Source organism: Pedobacter sp. PF22-3, from assembly GCF_026239555.1.
Classification (GTDB): Bacteria; Bacteroidota; Bacteroidia; order Sphingobacteriales; family Sphingobacteriaceae; genus Pedobacter.
On record NZ_JAPIVP010000003.1, the window covers coordinates 137,704 to 159,178 of the forward strand.

At 41.6% G+C, this 21,475-nt stretch carries 16 protein-coding genes; 9 read left to right on the forward strand and 7 right to left on the reverse strand.

From position 1 onward, the window contains the following. The first annotated feature begins 107 nt into the window (after positions 1–107). Positions 108–2,090: a DUF4832 domain-containing protein gene (locus tag OQX63_RS05440; protein ID WP_265849873.1), complete on the forward strand. Its 1,983-nt coding sequence runs from the start codon at positions 108–110 to the stop codon at positions 2,088–2,090. Between the two features lie 366 nt (positions 2,091–2,456). Here OQX63_RS05440 and OQX63_RS05445 read toward each other — a convergent pair whose 3' ends face one another. Next, the gene (locus OQX63_RS05445) at positions 2,457–3,032 is read right to left on the reverse strand and encodes an arylesterase (protein ID WP_265849874.1); all 576 of its coding nucleotides are present in this window, start codon (positions 3,030–3,032) and stop codon (positions 2,457–2,459) included. After that, entirely contained in the window at positions 3,032–4,012 is a 981-nt protein-coding gene (locus OQX63_RS05450) for an SDR family oxidoreductase (protein ID WP_265849875.1), read from the reverse strand. Before OQX63_RS05450 ends, OQX63_RS05445 begins: the two co-directional genes overlap by 1 nt. Positions 4,013–4,555: 543 nt before the next feature. Here OQX63_RS05450 and OQX63_RS05455 point away from each other — a divergent pair. After that, positions 4,556–6,046, forward strand: coding sequence for an alpha-amylase (locus OQX63_RS05455; protein ID WP_265849876.1), 1,491 nt, complete (start codon positions 4,556–4,558; stop codon positions 6,044–6,046). 330 nt (positions 6,047–6,376) lie between these two features. On the opposite strand, the gene OQX63_RS05460 is transcribed toward OQX63_RS05455, so the two are convergent. The 3 genes from OQX63_RS05460 to OQX63_RS05470 all read right to left on the reverse strand — a co-directional run bounded on the left by OQX63_RS05460 (position 6,377) and on the right by OQX63_RS05470 (position 8,869). After that, a complete protein-coding gene (locus OQX63_RS05460; protein WP_265849877.1) occupies positions 6,377–6,871 on the reverse strand; it encodes a nucleoside deaminase in 495 nt (164 codons plus the stop codon). 1,084 nt (positions 6,872–7,955) lie between these two features. Then, the gene (locus tag OQX63_RS05465; protein WP_265849878.1) at positions 7,956–8,141 is read right to left on the reverse strand and encodes a hypothetical protein; all 186 of its coding nucleotides are present in this window, start codon (positions 8,139–8,141) and stop codon (positions 7,956–7,958) included. Next, entirely contained in the window at positions 8,141–8,869 is a 729-nt protein-coding gene (locus tag OQX63_RS05470) for an ImuA family protein (RefSeq protein ID WP_265849879.1), read from the reverse strand. Before OQX63_RS05470 ends, OQX63_RS05465 begins: the two co-directional genes overlap by 1 nt. Before the next feature lie 221 nt (positions 8,870–9,090). Here OQX63_RS05470 and OQX63_RS05475 point away from each other — a divergent pair, with 221 nt between their 5' ends. The 3 genes from OQX63_RS05475 to OQX63_RS05485 all read left to right on the forward strand — a co-directional run bounded on the left by OQX63_RS05475 (position 9,091) and on the right by OQX63_RS05485 (position 11,766). Beyond that, on the forward strand, positions 9,091–9,585 hold the full coding sequence (locus tag OQX63_RS05475) for a hypothetical protein (protein ID WP_265849880.1): 495 nt from the start codon (positions 9,091–9,093) through the stop codon (positions 9,583–9,585). Continuing rightward, positions 9,564–10,205: an alpha-ketoglutarate-dependent dioxygenase AlkB family protein gene (locus tag OQX63_RS05480; RefSeq protein ID WP_265849881.1), complete on the forward strand. Its 642-nt coding sequence runs from the start codon at positions 9,564–9,566 to the stop codon at positions 10,203–10,205. The genes OQX63_RS05475 and OQX63_RS05480 overlap by 22 nt, the downstream gene beginning before the upstream one ends. A gap of 178 nt (positions 10,206–10,383) precedes the next feature. Continuing rightward, positions 10,384–11,766 (forward strand): MFS transporter, encoded by a 1,383-nt coding sequence (locus tag OQX63_RS05485; protein ID WP_265849882.1) that lies wholly within the window; start codon positions 10,384–10,386, stop codon positions 11,764–11,766. Between the two features lie 333 nt (positions 11,767–12,099). Here the strand turns inward: OQX63_RS05485 and OQX63_RS05490 are convergent, their stop codons facing one another. Both OQX63_RS05490 and OQX63_RS05495 read right to left on the reverse strand, forming a co-directional pair. Beyond that, positions 12,100–13,347: a GAF domain-containing sensor histidine kinase gene (locus OQX63_RS05490; protein ID WP_265849883.1), complete on the reverse strand. Its 1,248-nt coding sequence runs from the start codon at positions 13,345–13,347 to the stop codon at positions 12,100–12,102. Positions 13,348–13,383: 36 nt separating this feature from the next. Continuing rightward, on the reverse strand, positions 13,384–14,718 hold the full coding sequence (locus OQX63_RS05495; protein ID WP_265849884.1) for a putative sensor domain DACNV-containing protein: 1,335 nt from the start codon (positions 14,716–14,718) through the stop codon (positions 13,384–13,386). A gap of 308 nt (positions 14,719–15,026) precedes the next feature. On the opposite strand from OQX63_RS05495, the gene OQX63_RS05500 reads away from it, so the two are divergent. From OQX63_RS05500 to OQX63_RS05515, 4 genes are all read left to right on the forward strand, one after another. Beyond that, positions 15,027–15,614, forward strand: coding sequence for a sigma-70 family RNA polymerase sigma factor (locus OQX63_RS05500; protein WP_265849885.1), 588 nt, complete (start codon positions 15,027–15,029; stop codon positions 15,612–15,614). Positions 15,615–15,692: 78 nt separating this feature from the next. Further along, a complete protein-coding gene (locus OQX63_RS05505) occupies positions 15,693–16,763 on the forward strand; it encodes a FecR family protein (protein ID WP_265849886.1) in 1,071 nt (356 codons plus the stop codon). An 82-nt stretch (positions 16,764–16,845) separates the two neighbouring features. Then, entirely contained in the window at positions 16,846–20,028 is a 3,183-nt protein-coding gene (locus OQX63_RS05510; protein ID WP_265849887.1) for a SusC/RagA family TonB-linked outer membrane protein, read from the forward strand. A gap of 22 nt (positions 20,029–20,050) precedes the next feature. Beyond that, entirely contained in the window at positions 20,051–21,460 is a 1,410-nt protein-coding gene (locus OQX63_RS05515) for a RagB/SusD family nutrient uptake outer membrane protein (protein ID WP_265849888.1), read from the forward strand. Positions 21,461–21,475 lie beyond the last annotated feature (15 nt).

Here is a 21,475-nt window from a genome sequence, read left to right on the forward strand (position 1 = left end):
TGCTGTAGGTAAAGGAAGATATAGCATAAATAAAATATGGTCCTCAGTTTCAAAATCGACACCAAATTAAATAGCAAACTAATATCTAAAATTTAATATTTATTACTATGAAAAAAATCATTTTCGGTTGGACTGGAAAGGTTACGCTACTCGCTCTTTTGGGGCTATATTCGCTTTCCTGTTCCAAAATGGTGGAAGAAAATCTTTCAGAAACCTTTGATAAAGGCCCCCAAAAAATGGCTGTTATTGCCAGTAATGTGGTGATTAACCCAGTATACAACAGTACTGCGGTGTTGCGAAACCCACTAAACGGATGGGTGATGTATGGCAAACGTGATGCTACCGATAGCTATTGGGACAGTCAGTTTTTTGTACCCGAATTGGGTGCCAATGTAAAAGCGATCGATTATGCTTCAGCCTGTTATATCCGAACCAGCTGGAGATCACTTAATCCAAGCCCGGGTGTTTATGCGTGGAGAGATCCTAATTCGCAGATTGGTAAACTTATCAATGGCGTTAAAACCAGAGGTTTGCCTATCGCATTCCGGATTGTGGTAGATGGGCGTGACCAGGGAGAAAATACTCCTGCCTTTGTATTCACGGCGGGTGCTCAATATTGGTTATCAAATCCTGCAGTACCAGCACAGAAGACACCCTTTCCCCAAGATCCGATTTTCAGGCAATATTACACCACATTCATTGAAGAGCTTGCCAAAGATTTTAACGATCCCGTTCGCACCTCTTTTATTGATGCCTATGGTTTAGGTAAATGGGGAGAAGCTCATAATACCGTATATGCCGCTCCGGGGGTATTAACAGCTGCACAAACAGAAACTGTAAAGGAAGAGGTACTGGATTGGATCATGGCACTTTACAACAGGACTTTCACCAAAGTGCCGCTCGTAATCAACTATCACAGGTTAATCGGTCATCCGACAAGCTGGGGTGCAGCAAACCCAAACAGCAACCAGCTACTGGTTAAAGCGATTAATCAAGGCTATAGCCTGAGGCATGATGCTTTTGCAATGACCGATTATTACCAAAGCTGGGAGAAAAACTTTGCAGCAACCTGGAAACATAAACGCCCGATTATTATGGAGGGGGGATGGATTGTAACCGGTACACATCGCTATTGGATCGATTCAAGCGGCCAATATCGCGAAGGGCATCCCGAAGATGTGAGAAAAGCTGAATTTGACAGGTCGGCAGAAGCTGCCGTAAATATGATGGATTTTAGGGTTGGCGAAGTGGCTTCCTGGTTTCAAACCAGTTTTCCTTTGGTTCAGCGCTTCAATGCAGAAGGAGGCTACCGCCTTTATCCTGATCAGGTATCATTACCCAATGAGATCGCCAATGGAGCCACTGCTACACTGAGCCATCGCTGGAAAAATATGGGCTGGGGTTACTGTCCTAATAATATTCCGCAGTGGAACTATAAGTATAAAGTAGCTTTTGCCATCCTGGATACTGCTGGTGTGGTTAAAAAACTTTTTATTGATGAAAATGGGGAGCCTTCTAAATGGCTAAAAGATAACCCTATGAGTTACAACTTTACCACAACGGCAATTAACCTACCTGTTGGCAGTTATAAATGGGCGGTGGCCATCATCGATAAAACGAACACCAACAAACCCGGCATTGCACTTGCCGTAACCGGAAACTTTAAAAACGGTTGGCTGGAATTAGGTAGCCTGCGTATACAGGCCGAACCTCCTATTGGCCAGACGATTAAATTGAAAGGTTCCAATAACCTGTTTGTATCCGGCGAAAACGGTGAAGTAGCCATGAGATGTAACCGTGCGAGTGCCTCCGACTGGGAAACCTTTACCGTTGTTGATGCAGGTGGGGGGAAAATCGCGCTGAAAAGTAAGGATAAATATGTATCGTCAGAAAATGGCGCTGCAACCGGGATCACCTGCAACCGCACAAGCATTAGCGATTGGGAAAAATTTGACTGGGTGGTAAACGCTAACGGAAAAATTTCTCTAAAAGGAAATAATGGCAAATACATTTCTTCAGAAAACGGCCAATCAGCCATGAAATGCAACCGGGATACGATTTCTGGCTGGGAAACTTTTTCACTGGAATAATTATCGAAGAAAATCTTCAGGTCAAATTTTAAAGATAAAGGGTTGCTCTTTGCTGGGCAACCCCTCATCAGATTTTTTTAGAAAATAAAAAAACTGACAGTTTTCAATCAATCAGCCACGAAAGGGTTTGAATTACGGAATAGATACTAACTCGTAACTGGGTTAAGATTTATTTAAAAGAAAAAATAATAACGTTTAGGTCAGTATCATTTTTCATTGAAAAAGCCTGGACTGAATTTTGGCTATGATATCAACCTAAATTTCTATGGCTCGGCTTAATCGCTAGCAAGCATAACAGCCTTTCCCTTATGTAATTTTTAGGATGAACCTCGCTTTTTTATAGCAGATACGCGCTATGAAATCTTTTTAAATACCCTCACGATCCAGTATAATCCTGTACAATTCTGGCCAGATGTTTTCCGCCGCAATCTGGTAGCCTTCTTTAAGTGGATGCACGCCATCATACATATTTAATGCGCGCACGCCTGCTACATTTTTTAAGAATGACTGCACCAGCGAAATTTCGTTTTTTTCAGCCAGTGCCGAAAATATACCCGAATAATCACCATGGTGTAAGCCTGTTGCCCAATCCGGAAGTTCGATACCTAATAGAAGTATGGACGCTGACGGGCATATATATTTAACTTTGCTGATGATGAGCTGCAGGTTGGATAAGATCAGCAACGGACTCATGCCACGCAGGAAGTCATTGGCACCCAGTTCAAGGATAAAAATCGCTGGTTTTTCGTTCAGGGCCTGGTCAAGTCGGGCCAGGGCAGAATCCGTAGTGTCGCCACTAACACCGGCGTTAATGACGCTGTAATGTAGTCCGAGATTTTTTAATTTTGTGTTAATGAGTGCCGGAATGGACTCAGATGATGGGTCTTTAAGTCCATATCCCGCCACGAGGCTATCACCGAAAAAAACAATTTTGTTTTCCATTACCATTTTCTTTTGATGAGTAATGCACCGAACAGCAACCCTGCCCCTAGGGCCACATATTTACGGTGCGCTTTGGGTTTTCCGGGAATTCCCCATCCTCCATAAACCGAATTTCCATAGGCCACCGGACTAAAAATATTGCCGTTGGTGGGTGAAATGTCTTTGGCATGTTTGAGGTAGGTACGAATAACGTTTCCGGTGATGGTCGTGGTCAGGCTTGGGAACAAGGCACGGGATAGTCGCATCAATATCGAAAAACTGCCCACCATCTTTTCGGATTTCGGGTTTAGCGATAGTTTGAATATTTCATGGCCTAGGCGGTTAGGGTCATAAACTACCGGGCCCGGCTTAAGCGCTTTGCCCGTGTAATTGGCCGCATGCTGCATGCCTGGCGTATCCAGGAAGCCGGGAAAGGCATCACACACATGAATGCCTGGATATTCCCGAAGCTCGGATTTTAATGAGGCAAAAAAGCCTCGGAGACCGAACTTAGCAGCAGAATAACCAGCTCCGAAGGGTACAGGCAGGAACCCACCGATGGAGATATTGTTAATCAGAATTCCGAACCCCTGTTTTTTAAAATAGGGTATCACCGCATGAGCACCATGCATATAACCCAAAAGATTGGTTTTGATCACCTGCTCACTGACCTCCATAGGCGTCTGATCGAAACTGCCAATAGCGAGTACACCTGCATTATTGACCCACACATCAATACCAGTACCGATATTTGCAGCTGTTGCCGCCAGGTTAAGCACCTGGTGATAATCAGCGGTGTCGCAGGCGACACATTCTGCCGTTCCGCCGAGACTTTCGCATTCTGCCGCGAGGTCTTTCAGCGCATCGATATTCCTCGCAGAAATCACTACCTGGTCGCCGTTTGCCGCAAAGGCCAGCGCGATGGCCCGCCCGGCACCGCTGGATGCGCCGGTGATGACTACTGTTCTCGGGGTTTTCTTTATGTTTTGATCCTGTTCCATATCTACCTAACTATCTTTAAAAGCTGAATGTTTTAGACAGGCCTCATTTTGGTGGTGAGTTTTTTGTTTACTAAATTATCTGGAGGCAAAAGTTGCCCGGTTTACAAGGCAATGGTTATTATGACTGTAATTTCTTTTTTCTATGCACATTACCTCCAGTATATACGAATTGTTCACAATCCTTATTTAAAATAACCGCGGTTTGGCCAAGTCTGTTTTTTCATTACTTTAATTTGGATATAATTCAATTTCACGATATATTTTAGCTTAGACGGTTATAGCATAATGAAGTGTTGAAGATTTAATACAGCTTTTTTTTAAGATAAAAGGCGAAGATTTTTCTAAAAGAAAACTTTATCCATCATTAAATACCGAAATTTTACTTCGCCTTTATTAATCCATGTCCCAGGGAAATGATAGTATAATGCCTAGTCATTTGTATTTCAAAATTGTGTGTTAAAAAATAAATTCCTTCAGGTATTGTTCAAATTCAAAACAATCGTCCCACTTAGGAGGTATTTGCACTACTAAATGTATTTAAATATGGAAAATCATACGATGTTGCAGTACTTTGAATGGTATTATCCCAACGACGGAAGTCTTTGGAAGAAAGTACAACAAGACGCTGCTAAATTAAAAGAAATGGGTATAGATTCCATTTGGCTGCCTCCGGCACACAAAGGGATGGAAGGCAAAGATTCGACTGGTTATGATTCTTACGATTTATATGATCTGGGCGAATTTGACCAGAAAGGAAGCATTGCCACTAAATATGGAACTAAAGAAGAATATCTGCAGGCGATTAAGTCAGCACAGGAGGCAGGTATAAATGTTTACGTAGATATTGTACTAAACCACCTCGGCGGTGCAGATGACCATGAGCCGGTGATGGTGCGCAAAGTAAACCCCGAAAACAGGAATGAATTCATCTCCGAACCTTTTGAGATCGATGCTTATACCAAATTTACTTATCCGGGTCGTGGAGGAAAATATTCTGAATTTAAATGGGATTTTCAATGTTTTACCGGGGTAGATTATGATGCCCGTACCGAAGAATCAGCCGTGTATAGTATTCAAAACCAGTATGGTGAAGGATGGGAGAATGTGCTCGATACCGAAAATGGAAATTACGATTACCTGATGCTCACCGATATCGATTTTCGGAATCCTGCGGTAAGGGAAGAACTTAAGCGATGGGGGATGTGGTTTTACCAGACCACAGGTTTTGATGGATTGCGTTTGGATGCGATCAAACACATGCCTACTGATTTTTATAATGAATGGCTGGACTACCTTCGGTCTGAAACAGGCAAAGAACTGTTTACAGTAGGAGAGTATTGGTCGCCATACGATCCGCAGGCCATGCTGGATTATATTGATGCTACCCAGGGCCGGATGTCGTTATTCGATGCCAGTCTTCAGGCTAATTTCTCTCATGCCAGTAAGGAAGGCGAACAATATGACCTGAGCACCATATTGAATGGATCACTGGTTTCATCCAGACCCGAACTGGCCGTAACATTGGTTGAAAACCACGATACGCAGCCACTTCAATCTTTAGAACAGACGGTAGAGCCATGGTTCAGGGCACATGCTTATGCCATCATTTTACTTCGTGAAGCAGGTTACCCTTGCGTTTTTTATGCAGATGTGTATGGATCATCTTATACCGATAAGGGAGACGATGGAAAAGACCATGAGGTAACAATGGCCGCACTTCCTCAGTTGGAAGCATTGCTACAGTTGAGAAAAACATTTGCCTATGGTTTTCAGCGCGATTATTTTGATCATCCAAGTTGCATTGGCTGGACACGCGCCGGGGATGAAGAGCACCAGGGATCGGGCCTTGCAGTAATTTTATCAAACGGTGAAGCGGGAAGTAAGCGTATGGAAATGGGCGCAGTGTTTGCAGGCAAGATTTTCTGCGACTATCTGGGGCATTGCGACAGAGAAATTACCATCGGTGAAGATGGATGGGCAGAATTTTATTGTGAAGCAGGCTCGGTGTCAGTTTACACTGTGAAAGCAAATTGATACATCTTCAGCCTTGAAATCTAAAAGTGGAAATCAGATGAATATAGGCTAATTTGCCCTATTGATTTAAGACATAACAGGTTACAGTATTAAATAATCCATCGGAATAATATATTCAAGCAATAAATGATTAGGCTGTATCATAAGTTTTCATTTACCTCAGATTTATCACGTCAAGCTCAGTGCAAGCTGAGCTTGACGGATTTTTTTAAATGAATTATCCCCCAGAACAACATTTATACTAATGATACCGCCTCTTTTCAGCGCAGCTGATCATCTGTTTACGGTATCTCGTAATTTTAGCATCTTAACTATCACATTATGAGGTAATTATAGTGATCTTTTCTTAACTTTTTCTTCAAGCATTTGACCTCCGGCTCGCCATTGTTCAAATGCTTTTATTGCTTCTCCGGGCATAATCCTTTCAAATGTTATGGGCTGTTCTGCTATTGGTTCCTGTAATGCATCTAAAATAAATTGATCACCAAAGCCTGCCCATTCCGCATCTGTTCTGGTATTTCCGTAATACACCTGCTTAATATTGGACCAGTATATGGCACTCAGGCACATCGGACAGGGTTCGGCGCTGGTATAGATCGTACAGCCTGATAGGTCGGCTTTTCCGATTTTTTTTGCTGCTGTCCTGATTGCATTTATTTCTGCATGGGCAGTCGGATCACAGTCTAGCGTAACTGAATTTGCTTCAGCACTCAGGATTTTACCATCACGTACAATTAAAGCACCAAACGGTCCTCCTTTTAACGAATGCAGATTCTGCTCCGATAATGCAATGGCTTTTGCCATAAACTTTTCATGTATTTCCATCCTAAAACAACATTGATTTTTGCTATTGGTTTTGAGGATCATACTGGTAAGTGCTTTGCCTGCAAACGTTGTATAAAGCCTCATATATAGCTAACTTTTACGACAGGCATATAAAAAGGGAGAATTATTATACGGCTTGCTGGCATCAATCCTTAATAGGCAATAGCCTAGCAGCCGAGTGAAATACTGTTCAATTGCGCTGGTTAAAAGCTCTCCTGCTAGCCACTTAATTGTTCATTTTATTCATTGAAGTTCGCCGGAAATCTATTCCAGATATCGTTCCGTTGATACAGCTTTCAAACCAAACTATAAGCTAATCATCATGAAACGAATACTTTTGTTAACCTGTTTAACCTTACGCTGTTTGTCGTTGTATGCTTAGGTTCCGCCCGCTGGAACAGGATGTTATTATAACGGAAGGTTATATTATCAGAACGTCCAACCCACTCTAGCTTCTGGTTTTAATTACCGGTTTCAATATGATCCCAATTATTATTATGAATTATCTTGCACAAACAACCAGTATGCCAGTCTTGGAGGTGTACTACCGTTGGCTTTTTCAATATGCCTGTAAACTGTGGTACCAGCAACAGCTATTTTGCCTAATACCGGAGTGATGTATTATTATAACGTAGTAAACTGTGAGCTTGATTATCTTATTTCATTTTTACTCATCCCGCTATCAGTAGTTGGAGCGGCGTTTATTAAAAGAAAAGTCAGTAGAAACGGTTGATGTTAGTGATTAGCCTTTTTTTTGGCGTGGTTAAATTTCATCGCCGAGCATTCTTAGTGTTCATACTTTTCTTTAATATACAAACAAAATCATAATGGTTTAGCAAAGCTACTTAGTTAAAGTTGATACAAATCGACAAAATGTTGAACAGATAATAAATTCAGTATTCCTTTACTTTGATTTCAATTAACCAAATAGCAAACCTTACTGCAATTTCCTCAACCAGCAACACCATGCTTTTTGCAGTTTCAAAATGTATTATGAGAAAACAGATATTTATTTCAGACAGCTAATCATCAACGCTTTAAAAATTACTAACCAAGGAAAATAAAAACTAAATTGATATGATGCTCAACAATTACCCATCTGTTTTGAATGCTTTTCTTGTTCGGTAAACCGCAACAGAACGGTGTTTGTCTGTAGGTTCCCGGCCTTATCAGAAAAAACCAGTGGCAAATGGCTTAAGGCTGGCCGCTTAATGCGGATCCAGTCGGTAAGCAGGGTAGAAAACCATATGGACATGTATCTTTTCTGCATTACACCGCCCTCCTGATTTTTAAACCATCAAAAGGCACCTGCGTTACCGGTCTGAAAGCGCCGGCTGCATATGCTATCATCCAGTTGCCAGGTATTCCGTTTTTAACCTTGAGCAGCTCTACATGCCACCTCGGAAAGCCCAGTCCGGGCAGGCCATCAATGGCAACACTCGGCATAGCTGATATGCGCCACCTTGCCGCCGCCAGGGTAGAACTGAGTTTTTCAGCATTTTTTCGGATCACAAAAGCAGTAACCCTGCTTTTTTCGATCACCAACTGGAGTCGCCTGCTTTGTGCAAAACTGATTTCATCCAGTTCAGTTACCACTGCTGCCAGGCTTTCGCATTTTAAGGCCTCTTCTGTGGCCCACAATACATCTCTTTCATTTTGCAGGTCGATAAAAATGATGCGTTCAGGCGACAAGCCAAAAGTGATGAGCGAAGGGGGAAAGATTTTTCTTTGGGTACTGATCCACAGGCAAACGCCATTATTTTTCATCAGGACAGCAAGAAGTGCCGAGATAAAGCCCCCGCTTGCAGCGGCATCTTCAAGGTTTGTTGCCAAAAATTCATGCAGGGCAGCCAATGGAAAGATATTACCCGGGAAAGCCGTAGAAATTATGCCCAGTCCAAAATCTGTCGCATGTGCATTCCTTTCAGGCTTAAAGCCTTGAAGTTTCAGGATCTGTTCCTGAAGCTTGCCAATGATCTCCTTTTTAACTATCGCCATATCCTTTTGTTCCCTGGGAGAATGGTAAAATAATATACAAACCTATAATACAAAATTAATACTAAAAATATTAGTATTTTTAGATTGTTAACAAAAATATCGGATATTGGTTTTTAATGCATTAGGAGCAAATTTAAGAGTATAATAAATGTTAATAAATACTAATTTATTTAGTAAAAATAATTACATTTGATTTTTAAAAATGATAAAGATGCTTTTTTATGACTGAGCTGGAATATTTTTTTGAGGGTGAAAATGGGGTATCGGAGCTTTATCAGCTGATCCGTTTTGGGGCAGGAGAGCCATGGAAGATCGTGCTCAACGGAGAACTGATCGGCAGTCTGGAAAAACAGCATGGTGCCTGGGCGCAACTCAGCGGAAATGGCTTTAGCAGGGAACTTCTGAACGGCATTACCACATATATAGATGTACAGTATTTTAACAGCCTGCCCGCAGAAATCTGTTCGCGTTGGCCAAATCTGGTCGAAAAAGTGGTCTTAAGGTCAGACACAGCTTATATGATCATCTGCAAAGAGGGCATTAGTTTTAAAAGCTTCCAGCGCATATTCTCCAGGTTTGTGCCAGGTCTGCTTAAAGATGAATGGACGGTAAACTTCCAGGTATTCAACCATGATTTTTCGGATGATTTCTCCTTGCTTGCTAAGCCATTGGTTTATAAGAAAGAATCATTTGGATGGGAAGAGGTGAACAGGTAATGGAACAATTGAGTTTTTTTGCTCCTAGCGGGCAATCTGCAGGGCTACCGCGAGATGTGCTTGAATACCAGGCAAATTTTATCGATCGAGATCAAAGCGATCTATTGCTTACAACACTTGTTCAAAACACGCCATGGCAGCAAAGGCTTGTTAAAATGTACGACCGGGAAGTACTTACACCCAGGCTCACCGCCTGGTATGGAGATGTTGCCGGTATTGACTATGGAGCACTTGGCAAATCCACGCCGATGGAGTGGACAACAACACTTTTAGAACTTAAAAGATTGGCAGAGTCCATTTCCGGAATTACCTTTAACAGCGTACTTCTTAATTATTATCGTGACGGTAATGATTCGGTGGCCTGGCATAGCGATAAGGAAACCGTAATGGGATCGCACCCGGTTATCGCCTCCGTTTCCTTTGGTGCGGTACGTAGTTTTGATATTAGGAAAAAAGAAAATCACCGGGAAAAGTATACCGTACGACTGGAGCATGGCTCCCTGTTAATCATGAAAGGGGATTTGCAGGCAAGATGGGAGCACCGGATTGCCAAGACCGCTCAGCATACTGGGCCAAGGGTAAACCTGACTTTTAGACGAATCATCAATTCATCTGTGTGATATGATTATATATGTATTGAAGTTTAAGATTTAGACAACTAAATTTATATTTGCTGTGTTATTGCTTTTTATCTGCAACCACTTAATATAGTACTTCGGCTAGGTAAATTTAAGCCTAAAGATACCGGATTTATATCATTAACACAGAGCAAAGTTAGCCATGCCACAACCTTTACCCTTGAAAAACATAGAAGCTACAAGGCGCGTATTGCCAATGATATTGGCTACTGCTATTTTTATGCAAATGCTCGATTCTACCATACTTAATACATCGCTGCCGGCCATTGCGAAGGATCTCCACCAATCTCCTCTGAATATGCAAAATGCCATTATTGGCTATGTATTGACACTGGCTGTTTTTATGCCGGTAAGTGGTTTCCTGTCTGATAAGTTTGGTACAAAGAAAGTGTTTATTTTAGCCTTAATGCTTTTTAGTTTGGGATCTCTTTTCTGTTCGTTATCTGCCAATTTAACGCAACTGGTAATTTCAAGAATTATACAGGGAGTAGGTGGAAGTTTGATGACACCAGTGGGTAAATTGGCATTGGTGAAGAGCTTTCCAAAGAAAGATTTATTGAAAGCGATGAATTTTGCAATTATACCCGCACTGATCGGGCCTGTTCTGGGGCCGCTTGTTGGTGGATATATGGTAGATTATCTATCCTGGCACTGGATATTCTTAATTAATATACCGATGGGCATTTTGGGGATTGTGCTCAGCATACGGTATATGCCTGATTACCGGTCTGAAGTGATTGATTTTGACCTGCGGGGCTTCCTGATTTTTGCCGCTGCATCATTATTGCTTTCCATCGCGCTCGAACTGTTGGGCGATGTGGTATACACTACGCCAGCCCTGGCTATATTGTCAGTCGGTGTGTTAATGCTTTACTTTTATTATCGGCATGCGGTAACAGACAATAATCCTATTTTTCCGTTGAACTTGTTTAAGGTGAGAACATTTAGGGTGGGTATACTTGGTAATCTGGCTACCCGATTAGGTATCAGTGCAATACCTTTATTGTTGCCCATGATGATTCAGATTGCTTACGGTCGTTCTGCGGTCGTCTCTGGCTGGATTATCGCCCCCATGGCACTAACTGCTATTATTGCAAAATCGCAAGTCATAAAAATCTTAAACCGGTTTGGTTACAGAACAACATTGATGGCCAATACTTTTATCATCGGGAGCTTAATCTGTACCATGGCTATACCTGCAATCGGGTCGTCCATCTATTACTATGTACCGATCATTGTTGTGATGGGATTTTTCAACTCCATTCAGTTTACGGCCATGAACACCATTTCAATTGCTGATCTGCGTGATTATCATACCAGTAGCGGTAATTCTTTAATTTCTGTTAATCAGCAACTTGCCATCGGGTTTGGTGTGGCCTTCGGACTGATCATCTTGAAGTTGTTTCGGGGGGATGTAAAGCTCATTCATGATGATATTCACAATGCCTTCAGGTATACCTTCCTTGTAGTGGGTATTTTGACTATACTATCAGGCCTTGTATTTAGAAGGTTGCATTTTAAGGATGGGGAAAATTTAAAATAATTCTATCAAACGCAACTGGTACAACATTCTTGCTGTCCGATTTTACGCCATCAATCAAAGATTCATTATTGTGCCAGCATTCGAGTTTTTTGATCATCTGAGGAAGATAGATAAACGAGCAATTCTCAATATTGTCTTTTAAATCTTATTTGCATTAAAATGCTTATAGAGGCAGATTTTTCATGGGTGATAACCTTGCCGGGTCATTTTAATCTTTTATGGGTTCGAGAAGATAAGCCTTTGCTTTAAAAGAATGGCCAATTTGTGAATACGAGGGGATTTTTAATCCAAGCTGTTTGAATTAAATCACTTTATTACGGTGCCGCCTCTCTTTTATTTTGTATCTATTTTCAACTCGTCTTTTATATAGGCTTTATTTGATCTGATGGTAAAGGTAAAGTCGCTGCCTGTGCCAGGGGTAGACTGTACACTGATCTCGCCACCTAGTTTCTCTACCAACAGTTTTACCGTAGCGAGGCCAATTCCTGTTCCACTTTGGGCGAAACGGTCTGAAGTGTTAAGGGTAACATTTCTTTGAAAAATGCGTTCCAGCTCTTCTTTTCTGATGCCCATACCGTTATCAGAAACGGTTATTTTAGCGATGTCGTCATTAATTATACAATCTATTTTGACCAGGCAGATTTGTTTATCGTTATACCGCACCGAATTGGTCAATAGGTTAATCATGATCTGTTGCAGTGCAATTGCTGAAGTGCTGATTTGGATCTTTGCTTCGGGGTAGCTGATCTGCACATTTTCCGGAATACTGAGCATAGATACCGTTTTGCGCAGAAAACCGTCAAGTTCAATGGTTTCATGTTGTGCCGTCAGAATTTCTGGTCTGATGGAATAGTCAAGCATGTCGTTAATCAGTTTAGCAAGCGCTTTTGCACTATTCAGGCTGGTTGATGCTAACTTAAGACCTTTCTGGTCGCCGCTATTATTGAGATGACGGGTCAACAGTTCTGCACTCATGGAAATGGTACTTAATGGATTTTTGATGTCGTGTGCTGCGGCTGTGGCAAACTGCTGCATAAACTGATTAGTCTCGGCAAGGTGCCTGTTTGTTTCGCATAACAGCAACAATTTTTTTCTCAGCTCCATGTGTGCGATCACCTGTTTGCCAAGTACCTTGAGCGACCATAGCTGCTGCTCATTTAGCGTTCTCGGAACGGTATCTATCACGCATAGCGAACCCATTGGCATTCCTTCCGGGGTCATTAATGAAATTCCGGCATAGAATGCAATATTGGGATTGCCGGTAACCAAAGGATTTTCGGCAAATCGCTGGTCTTCCTTTGCATTGCCAATCACCATTACCCCGGTTGGATCAGTGATGGTATGTGCGCAGAAAGCATGCTCTCTTGGAGTCTGTTGGACATCAATGCCCAGTTTACTCTTAAACCACTGGCGCGAGCTGTCTACCAAAGTAATCAGCGCTATTGGTGTTCCACAGATCTGCGAGGCCATTTTGGTCAGCTCATCGAAATCCTCTTCGGGCAGGCTGTCCATAATCTGATAGGATTCAAGGGCCTGCAGTCGCTGCTTTTCGTTCTCGTGGAGTTTTGGTATATTATTCAAATCGTGGTAAATGTAGCGTTAATTTTTTTTTAAAATTCAGTTCCTTGTTGCCTTCAGCTTTCCGCTCTTTTGATATTGCTGGGTTTTGATATTCTCCCACATAATCAGCCTATCTTCAATTCTGGAAAATACCCGTATATCTCCGTCTTGCGAAATAACAATACCCAGGCTACCGGGATGCGACCAGCAGTGGGCAATCATGGAGCGGTGCCGGGTACCAAAATGTTTGGGATCTACAGGGATCAATGATTTTGGAGTAGCGGTAGCTGTAGAGGAGTTATATATTTTTCCTGGCATCTTTTTCGATCGGATTACGCCCCCAAATCCACGTGCTACCATATCCTGTCCAAATAAAACCACGCCGTCTACACAGCTTTGAGAGGCAATAAAACTCACCGAACCCTTAATCTCGTTGGCTACTTCCGTTTTTGCATGCAGGGCCAGGGTTTCCTGCTCGTAAAGCGATCTGGTAACGGTTTGCTTGCCATCAGCTAGCCGTTGATCGATCATATGCTCGGTAACATAACTGTTAATGGTTTGCTTTAGGTAACCACTGATGGCAAGTAACAATCTTTTATAATTCAGTGCATATTTGATATCAACAGCGCTACTATCTTCTGAGATCAGTACTGCCCCACCATGATGGTAGTTTTGTATTTTTAGCAAGAGCCTAGATAGTGTCTGGGTCCAAATACTGTCCACAAATTCTTCCCAGTCTGCAAAATCTTCACCTGGATGTGATACTGATAGAAAATTCTTGATTTCTGCCCTGATGGCACCGGCATTTTTCCTGATGATTTTAGATACTGGTCCAATGGTAAATACATCCAGGTAGCGGGTAACCAATACGTTTTGTTTTAAGGTGGCCAGCAATTCGTAGTCGAACATCACCTTAAGTGTGGCTATATCATCTATAAATACCTGAAAAAGGCCGGGTTGCTCCGATCCTGATTCAGATTCGTAATTCAGAAAGCTCTGGTAGTGCATGGCCTGATCAATCATTCCCCAGATAAAGAGTTTCCCATCCTGATCATAATAAACGGCAAGTGAGGTACCGGATGGGTCGGCTGCTTTAGAAAGTTTAACCAGTGATCTGATATCAAGCGGAATGTGCTGCGCAAATTCTACGCAGCTCCATCTTTCAGAAACAATCTTTCTTGGCGGAGTGGGATCGGGATTGGCAGGATCAATAAGCGTAACGGCAACCTTAGTCAGTTCTCCCTCTTCTGTTCTCATTGAGGTATAGAAAAGACACTCGAAAAGTTCTTCGAGCACACTTAATGGGGGAGTAGCCAGCGCCATTCTGCTATGGTTCAGCTTGGCATGGATATGCGCCGCAAGGTCCGTTGTTTTTGATTTTTCCTCAATCATTGCCTAATAGCGCTTATTCTTCGTTTGATATAAGGTATACAACAGCAGATGGATGTAAGTGTTTTTGTAAAAATGCTTTTTTTATTTCGGATGTAAGGGGGCTGTATTTTGTTGAAATTCTCGCACTATTTTTAGCACATTTAGCTACAATTCGGTTGAAGACTATTCTGTAACAGGTTTCTTTCCTATCTAAAAATGTGAGAGGTAATTTTCTTGTACGACAAATCAACCGATGGTATAAAGCTTAATATACAGTTAACATGGCCACCATATTTTTGCATAAATATTTTTGGTCAATCTAATTCTTCATGGTGAAGCATCAATTTCAAAACGATCCGTTACATAATAGGAATGTTTTCGATCAAATCTTCAAGGAGTACCATAAGGCTGTATATGCCAATATTTTTAAGCTGATTAAAGATCCTTCCATCGCCGAGGATATTCTTCAGGATGTATTTTTCGCACTTTGGGAAAATAAAGCCAAGCTAGATCCTGAACAACCGGTATCGGCCTGGTTATTTGTTGTGAGTTACAATAGATCAATCTCTTATCTCAGAAAGAAAATAAAACAAAATATCAGCTATGTAGATAGTTATGATCCTTTTCATACTGTTGCCGAAGAAATATTTCCAGATCAATACCTGATCGAGGCAGAACTTAATATGCTTGAAGAGGCTATAAATGCACTCTCGCCCCAGAAACAAAAAGTGTTCAGGTTATGCCGGTTTGAAGGTAAATCGCAAAAAGAGACTGCTCAGCTTTTAGGATTATCTACTGAATCGGTAAAAGACTACCTCAAACAATCCAAATACTTTATCAAAGAGTATATTCTTTCCAGAAATCCAACTGGTGGGATAATCAGCGTATCAGTCTTGGTTATTTTAGCTAATCTGTAGTTTTTTTAACGGTAACTTAATGTTTTAATAACATGGTTGGCCACCCCCATTTCAATCGTTCAGCGTATTTACAAACAGATGAATGAAATAAAGGAACGCATAGATAAACTATGGTCCAACGAAATTAGTATAGAGGAGCAGCATAAACTACTTGAATCTTTAAGAAAAGATTGTGCTGGGTTAAAATCTGACTTAAAAAACGACTATGATCTGGAGCTATCTAAAGTTGAGAAAGAAATTACTGAAAAGCGGTTCGAGCATATTTTAGCCCGGCTCCATGCCCGTATGGATGACCAGGAGACAAAGCCAAATGCGAAGATATTTCCACTCTACCATTGGATCAAAGTTGTTGCTGCTTTATTAATCGTTGCTTTAGTTACGGTGCTATATTTTAGCCGTAATCATGCCCCACAGCAGAAAGAACTGGCCGGTAATCATGTGCAGTTAAAAAAAGAAATCCTCAGGCAGCCGTATAATTCTGGCAAGAGTGCCATGATCATCAATCTTTCAGATGGTTCGCGGGTTACCCTGCAGCCTCAGAGCTCATTAAGTTATTATGAACCCTTTAACAGCAGAAGTAGAAATATCAGCATGAAGGGAGAAGCTACTTTCAAAGTTGCTAAAGATAAGCACCACCCTTTTATCGTAAGTGCAAATGGTTTTACCACAACTGCATTAGGTACCGAATTTACCGTTAACACCAATAAAAAGGATCGGCTTACGGTAAAGTTGATAGAAGGAAAGGTAGTGGTTAAAGCTGGTTCTGAAAACAGGATGAAAATGAGTGATATTTATTTAATTCCAGGTGAGCAGTTATCTATTAATACCAAATTAAAGGTGCACAGTCTAATCAATTTTAAAGATTCGAATAATACAGATAAGCCGAAACCAGCATTAAGCGTAACTGCAAAGGATGCGCTGCTGTTTAATGAAACGCCTTTGAGTGAGGTATTTAGCAGCTTGGCTAAACGCTATGAGACTGATTTTGTTTATGAAGATGTTGAAGAGACCGAATTGCAAAAATTATACTTTACAGGTAGCGTTGGAGCTACTGAAAAATTAAATACCATACTGCCTGTTATCTGTAACATGAACGGGTTAACCTTTAAACTTACCGCTAAAAGCATCATCATCAGCAAACAAAAATAATTTTTTAACCCCAGGTTTTTAACCAGATAAATGTCCCCGAAATGGGATAAAGGGACGCTATTGCCTAATTTTTATATATATCATGCAAACAAACAAACTAAAAAAGACAATCAGAAAATTCAGATGTTTTGCCGCATTTGCGCTACTGACCATGATTACCCATGCTGTTTATGCACAGCAGAACACTTCCGTAAAAGGAACCGTAGTGGATGAAAAAGGCGCTACACTTCCCGGAGTTTCCGTGATGATGGTAGACCAGACCACTAAAAAACAGGAAACCACTGTTACCGATTTAAAAGGAATATTTGTTTTTAACAATGTTAAAATAGGAAACAGGTACGATTTTACTTTTAATTATGTTGGCTACGAAAAGAAAACGTCAGCAGCTTTCCTAATCAATCCGGGTACCAACAACTCTATCCTTATCCGTATGGAAACCAGCTCTTCAGGCTTGAATGATGTGGTGGTTGTAGGTTATGGCAGCCAGAAGAAAACCAAAATTACCGGTGCCATTTCGCAGGTAAAATCAGAAGAACTGAACAAATACTCCGGCAGTAACTTTGCCCTGCAACTTGCCGGTAAAGCAGCCGGTGTAGTGATTAATGATGCTTCTGCGCAGCCGGGTACCGATCCACAGATCGTAATACGGGGTATCGGTACGCTCACCGCAGGGGTAAGTCCTTTGGTAGTTGTAGATGGTTTTCCACTTTCTGAGGGAAGTTCGCTCAATACGGTGAATCCCCAGGATATAGAAACCATTGATATTCTAAAGGATCCGGCATCAGCAGCCATTTATGGCTCAAGGGCTGCCAATGGGGTGATCTTGATTACCACTAAAAATGGCCGTTCGGATAAAAACACTGTTTCTTTCGATTTCTATACTGGCGCGCAGGTGCGTGCAGATAAAGTTGATCTTGTAGACGGTTATCAGTTTGCTCAGCTGAATACCGAAGCAAGGGATTGGGGATACGTATCTAGAAATCCAACCAACAGAAGTGTCAACGATGATTATGCTACCAGAGTTGCTAAAGGAGCCAATAAAAGAGATTTAAGGTTAAACTATATTCAGCCCTATTTAAATAATCAGCCAGGTTTAACCAATACCGACTGGTTGGATGAGATTTTTCGAACGGCGCCTATCAGCAGTTACAATGTTGCCGTTTCAGGTGGAAACGATAGATCTAAATACTATTTTTCTGGCAATTACTTTAATCAGGAAGGGATTGTGGTAGAAACCGGACTGAAACGTTACAGCATGTCGTTTAAGTTTGATTCCAAACTCTCTAAATCATTTGATGTGGGTTTGAGCATTAATCCGAGCTACAACAGTCAGAATTTTTTCCAGAACGATGCCAGCAGGAGTAGCGATGCTATTGGTGCCGCACTGATTATGTATCCTTTTTTCCCTGCAAGAAACAACGATGGTTCTTTAGCCATAAGTCAGCAGATTATAGCGAATACGCCAGAAGATGGAGCGCTTGGAGAAAATCCTGTTGCCATAATGGAAAAAACGAAATACAATAAAAACCTCTTCCGCACCTTTGGTAATGCCTACCTTAATTTTAAACCCATGGCAGGGCTTACCTTTAAAACGCTTTTGGGTGGAGATTATAGCAATAATTTTATCGACTTCTTTACCCCAACTGACGTTGGCGAATACCGTGCGGCAGCACCAAAACCTGCCCGGGCAAGTGAAACAAAGGGCTCGGTAATGAACTATCTTTGGGAGAATACGCTCACTTTCGAAAAGACCTTTGGAAAACATGATATTAATATCCTGGCCGGAACTACTTTTCAGAAAGAATCTGGTAACAGTACGCTGGTTTCGGGTACCGGAATTCCTGATAATAATATAGACAATATCGCTGGCGCATCTTCATTTTCTGTGGTTCCGCAAAGGTACATCTGGACACAGCTTTCTTACCTGACCCGGTTGCAGTATGCTTATGCAAACAAATACCTGTTTTCGGCAGCCATTAGAAGAGATGGTTCTTCAAGGTTTGGCCAGGATGCCAAATGGGGTAATTTCCCATCAGTAACCGGCGGATGGATATTGAGCAGGGAAGATTTTTTTCCAAAGGTGAACTGGATTGATTTATTGAAGTTTAGGGCTACTTACGGCAAAGCAGGGAATAATCAGATTGGTAATTACAGCTCTTATGCACTTGCAAATCCCATCAGTTATGTAAGCGGATCAACACTTCTTCCTGGTTTTGCTGCCGTTAACCCGGCAAACAGTGCGCTTTCCTGGGAGACCAAAACCTCTTATAATTTTGGAATGGACTTAGGGCTTTTAAAGGTATTAAATATCTCTGCCAACTATTATTCGATGGTAACTTCAGATCTTTTATTACAGGTTCCGGTGCCCTCGCAATCAGGTTATGATAGTGCATTGCAAAATGTGGGCAGGGCCAGCAACAAAGGCCTGGAGCTCGAACTCTCTGGCACCAATATTAAACTTGGTCCCTTAAGCTGGAATTTCGGTGCCAATATCGCTACCAATAAAAATAAAGTATTGGAGCTTGGGCCAGGGCAGAACCAGATTGTTACCGGTACCAATAGTGCATTCAGAACCAAAGTGGGTGGCCCCATTGCCGAGCTTTATGGCTATAATGTAACCGGTGTGTATAAAAATCAGGCTGAGATAGACAATAGTCCGCATGTTGCCGGAACCCTGCTGGGCGATTATATTGTGCAGGATGTAAACGGCGACGGAAAAATAACGCCCGACGACCGGATGGGCTTTGGTACCTATGCCCCAAAAATCACCTATGGTTTCAACAGTAGTTTTGCTTATAAAAGCTTTGAACTGAGTTTCTCCATCAACGGAATATGGGGAAGGAAAATTTATGATAATGGATTGGTAAACATGGAATCTGGAGAAGGTTTTTCTATGGCCGATAATTATTATTACGAGAACAGGTACCATCCTGTTAACAACCCAAATGGTTTTCTGGCACAACCCAATACCAATTACTCGGCCAACAGGCTAAATACCAATGCCTCTAATATTTTCTTCCAAAAGGCCGATTATATCCGCCTGCGTAATGTTCAGCTTACTTATAACCTGTATTCAAAATTATTGTCTAAACTAAAAGTATCCAGGGCAAGTGTATATGTAACCGGGAATAACCTGCTCACCGTAACTAATTTTCGGGGATTTAATCCTGATGCCACCAGCGATAACGTACTGACCTCAGGCTATTCTAATTCCAACTATCCCGTGGCCAGGTCTTTTGTAGCAGGTTTCAATTTAACCTTTTAATGTATCATAAAATATTATTCAAATGAAAAATATAATCAATAAATTACTTTTTATGGGAGGGCTTTTCTTTCTTTTTTCCATCGCTTCCTGTACGAAAGAACTCAATCAACAGCCCATCACTTCTAAATCACTGGCTAATTTTATCACGACAGAAACCGAAGTTGAAGAGTATGTGAACGCGGTTTACGGCACTTTACAATTAAATGGTTTATATGGTCTCTATCTCCCAGCGATCGGAGAAATTCCTTCAGATAACACATTCGATGAAGTACCTGCAAACGACAGCGGTATGTATGGCCAGCTCGATCAGTTTACCACCGTTGCCTCTAATGGCATGCTTTCAGATTTATGGAAAAATTCCTACCAGGGCATTCAGCGTGCCAATACTGTGCTAAATAGGATAGATGGCATTTCTTATGCCAGTGCTTCCACAAAGCAGGCCAGAAAAGGAGAAATGCATTTCATACGCGCCCTGCTTTATTTTAATATGGTTCGTGTGTTTGGCGATGTGCCATTAGTGACTATAGAAACCACTAATCCTAATACATTTTTTGGTCAGGGACGTACAAGTAAAGATGTTGTATATACACAGATCATTTCAGATCTGAGCAACGCCATACAAGAATTGCCTGCAAGTACCACTACCCCAGGAAAGGCTGTTAAAACTGCTGCTCAATCATTAATGGGGAAAGTATATTTAACCCTGGGCAAGTTTGCAGAAAGTAAAACCGTACTTAATGATGTAGTTGCCTCCGGGAAACATACACTACTTTCCGAACCGGCAGATGTTTTTGCATTGAATAACAAAAACAACAACGAAGTTATTTTTGCTGTGCAGTTTGCATCTGGTCTGAATGGAAATAGCGAAGGCAGTTCAGCTTATCAGCAATTCAGTCCGTCGGGTACCATTAGTGGTGCCAAAGGCCATAATCTGCCAACCAAAAGTTTTTATCAGTTGTACAGTGCTACCGATAAACGCAAAACAGCGTATGTTGGTTTAACAAGTGCAGGAACACCTTTTTCTACGAAACTGAAGGCTTCTACAACAACACCGGCAGATGGGGGTAGCAATTTTGTGGTATTGCGTTATGCGGATGTATTATTGATGCTGGCGGAAGATGAAAATGAATTGGGGAATGCTGAGACGGCAAAAACCTACCTGAATTTAGTGCGGAGGAGAGCTGGCTTGGCCGATGCCGCACAGCAAGGCCAGGTAGATGTTAGGGATGCAATTACGCTGGAGAGAAGATTGGAGCTGATAGGGGAAGGCCATCGTTGGTTTGATCTGTTGAGAACTGGTGCCGCTCTTTCAGTAATGAATGCCTGGTTTGCCTCGCAAAATATAACCACCAGAATTACAGATCACGACCTGCTGCAACCTATTCCGCAAGACCAGATTGATACAGATCCCGCAATTAAACAAAATCCATAAATACCATCAAATTTT